This window comes from Nonomuraea antri (assembly GCF_013283785.1).
Lineage (GTDB): Bacteria > Actinomycetota > Actinomycetes > Streptosporangiales > Streptosporangiaceae > Nonomuraea > Nonomuraea antri.
This window is the reverse complement of record NZ_JABCPZ010000464.1, coordinates 1-2,788: the sequence shown is the minus strand read 5'-3', so window position 1 is coordinate 2,788 and position 2,788 is coordinate 1. Positions and strand designations below refer to the sequence as shown.

Genomic DNA, 2,788 nt, shown 5'->3' with positions numbered 1-2,788 from the left:
GAGCGGCGGAGGCGCGGGGGGTGGCGAAGGCGCGGGCCAGGTCGGTGGAGCGGCGGCGGCGGTAGCTGTCTTCGGTTAGTTCGTCCAGCTTGTCAGGCTTGAGGTTGGCGAACAGGCTGTCGGTCATGAGGGTCCTCCGAGGGTGCGATCGGCAGCCGAGGTAGTGGGCCGGGCGGGTCCGCCCAGCCGCAGCACCTGGCTGAGGCGCTTGCGCGCGCGGTGGAGCCGGACGTTGTACGTACGCACCGAACACCCCATGACGGCGGCCGCCTGTTCTGGCGGCAGGCCGTACCAGGTGGCGAAGACCATGGCCTCCACGTCCTGCTCGGGTAGGGCCGACAGCGCGGCCAGGGCGGTCTCCCTGTCGACGACGTGCTCGGCGACGTCCCAGCCCACATGGTCGGACGACGTGGTCAGCGTCGCGATCCGATCGACCAGGGCCTGGCGGCGATGGCGCGAGTCACGTTGCTTGGCCAGCAGGTTGTGCGCCACGCCGAGCAGCCAGGGCAGCGGTGGTTCGGGCAGGTCGTCGAGCCGCCGCCAGGCCACCAGGAAGGTTTCGCTGCTGACGTCCTCGGCCACGTCGCGCCCGGCCCTCAGCAGGGCGTAGCCCAGCACGCTGCGGTAGTGCCGGTCGTAGAGGTCGGTGAACCGCTGTTCGGGGTCGTCCACACCCAGTAGTCCCTCCCGACACCCGCTCGATTACCGCGGCCGCTCGGATTTCTACGGCGAATCTTCCGCAGCGAATCTCTCCGCAGTGAGTCTCTCCGTGGCGAATCCTGCGTGGCGAATCCTCCGCGGTGAGTCTTCCGTGGCGGATCTTCCACAGTGAATCTCTGCGGTGAATCTCTGCGGTGAATCTCTGCGGTGAATCTCTCTGCGGCCGATCTTTACGGCCGATCTTTTCGGAGGGTCGCCAGGCTGCCGCATCCAGCCGGCGTCCGGCCAGATACGGGCAGATCGCCCGCCGGTCAAATGCGGGCGGATCGCCTGCCGGTCAGATCACTTCGGTGGCGGGCGGCGCGGGCAGATCGCCGCCTTTCGGCGGCTGCGGCACCTCGGGGGGCGGCGGCAACGCCCGGGCGTCCACGAACCCGGTCTCCTCCAGCATCTCCAGATGCCCATGGACGAAGGTCTCCGCCTGCTTGGCGAAGGAACGTATCAACGTGTTGCGCGTGCTGGCCCGGACCGCGGCGATCACGGGATAGACCTTGCCGTGCGCCAGGCGCATTCTCCGGACGGCGATGCGGTCATAGGCCACGCCGCTCTTGCCGGAGATCTCCCTCATCCACTTCTGCTGGTCGTCGGTGGGCTGGTCGGGTAGCGGCACCCGCAGCTTCTGTGCGACCGAGCGGACGATCTGGTCGAGCGCGATGTGCTGGCGGGCGATCTCCGCCATGTGCGCGCGGGTCGTGGCCTTGGCGGCGCGTCCGGCTCCCTGCTGGCCGACGGGGATCTCCCAGAGTCCGGCCTGGCGGACCTTGATCAACAGGTCACGATCCGCCGCGTTCAGCGGGCCCCAGCGTGTCTGGCGCACCTCGTCTCCGTCTTCGGCCCCGTCCTCGTCCTCGGTCTCGTTTTCGGCCTCGGCGGTGGGGTCGGCCGCGGCGGCGTCGTTCGGCTCGGGATTCTGAGCCGAGTCCTGAAGGGGATCGTGCTCCTCGCTCGGGGTGTCGGCCGCGTTGGCCGCGAGGTCGGCCTGGCCGTATCTGCGGGCGCCGTACCCGTCGGCGCAGGAGCTGGTGAGGGAGAGCGCGGTCAGGCTCCCGACCATGGTCAAGGCCGTGCGGCGGCTGCACTCTGTGTCCACCCGCATCTCCGTCCTTTCCGCCCATCGTGTGGTCGTGCGGATTTCAAGGAGATACGGGCGAGCGGGGCCGGCGGTTCATTCGGACGGCCCCGAGTCTCAGCCGGGAGAGTCTCAGGCGGAGAGTCTCAGGCGGGCGGCCCCGGGTCTCAGCTCTGGTCGAGGCGGACGGCCTGGGCGATGTAGTCGCGCAGGGCCGCGTCGTTCATTCCGTCGCGGGTCTTGATCTTGACGTGGCGGGTCTTCTTACCGCTGCCCTGGAGCAGGCCGTGGTCGTCGGTGAACTCCGCGCCGCGCTCGAAGGCGAACGTCAGATGCGTCTTGCTCTGGCTGATGACGGCGAGGATCTTCTTGCCGCGCCAGGCGGGGGAGCCGTAGGTAAGGCACTCGGACGCCTCGGGGGCGCATTCGACCATCAGCGCGCGCAGGGTTTCGACGATCTCGAGGTACTGAGGCTGGAGCTTGGTGGCGACGTAGGTGTCGATCTCGTTGGCGGCGGTCGTGGCCATGATCGTGGTTCCTCTCGTTGGGTGGGGAATGCCCTCTCTTGTGGAACTAGACGGTACAGTACCAGCAATAGAACTAGACTGTCTAGTACTCAACGATGCGCGACTTCTGCGGATTTCGGGGTCTGGGTGGTGAGTGGTGGGACCTGGGGAGGCGGTCTCTGCGTCCCCAGGCCCAGAACCGGCCTCCCGAACGCTAGACCGGCATATCGAACTGGCCGTGTCGAACCGGCCTCTGTGCGATACCGGCCTTTCCGATGCAGTCCTCTCGATGCAGGGCCGGTCTCCTGGCGCTGGCTCGGCATTCCCACCGCAGAAGCGTTGGCTTCCTGACGCTGAACCAGGTTTTGAGCTTCCCCCCGTTCTCCGGACACTTGACCTGAGGTCACCCTTGATCATCAGGAAGGATGTCCTCCATGCCCTCGCCACACCCTCCCGAGTTCCGGCGTCGCGCGGTCGAACTCGCGCGCCAAGG

General features: G+C 67.7%; 3 protein-coding genes. All 3 read right to left on the bottom strand.

Features of this window, described 5'->3' with window-relative positions:
- Positions 1-123 precede the first annotated feature (123 nt).
- Complete coding sequence (locus HII36_RS54445; protein WP_173531255.1) at positions 124-672, bottom strand: RNA polymerase sigma factor; 549 nt, start codon at positions 670-672, stop codon at positions 124-126.
- A 325-nt stretch (positions 673-997) separates the two neighbouring features.
- A complete protein-coding gene (locus HII36_RS54440; protein WP_173531254.1) occupies positions 998-1,816 on the bottom strand; it encodes a DUF4142 domain-containing protein in 819 nt (272 codons plus the stop codon).
- Positions 1,817-1,956: 140 nt separating this feature from the next.
- The gene (locus tag HII36_RS54435) at positions 1,957-2,316 is read right to left on the bottom strand and encodes a DUF1801 domain-containing protein (protein WP_173531253.1); all 360 of its coding nucleotides are present in this window, start codon (positions 2,314-2,316) and stop codon (positions 1,957-1,959) included.
- Between the last annotated feature and the right edge of the window lie 472 nt (positions 2,317-2,788).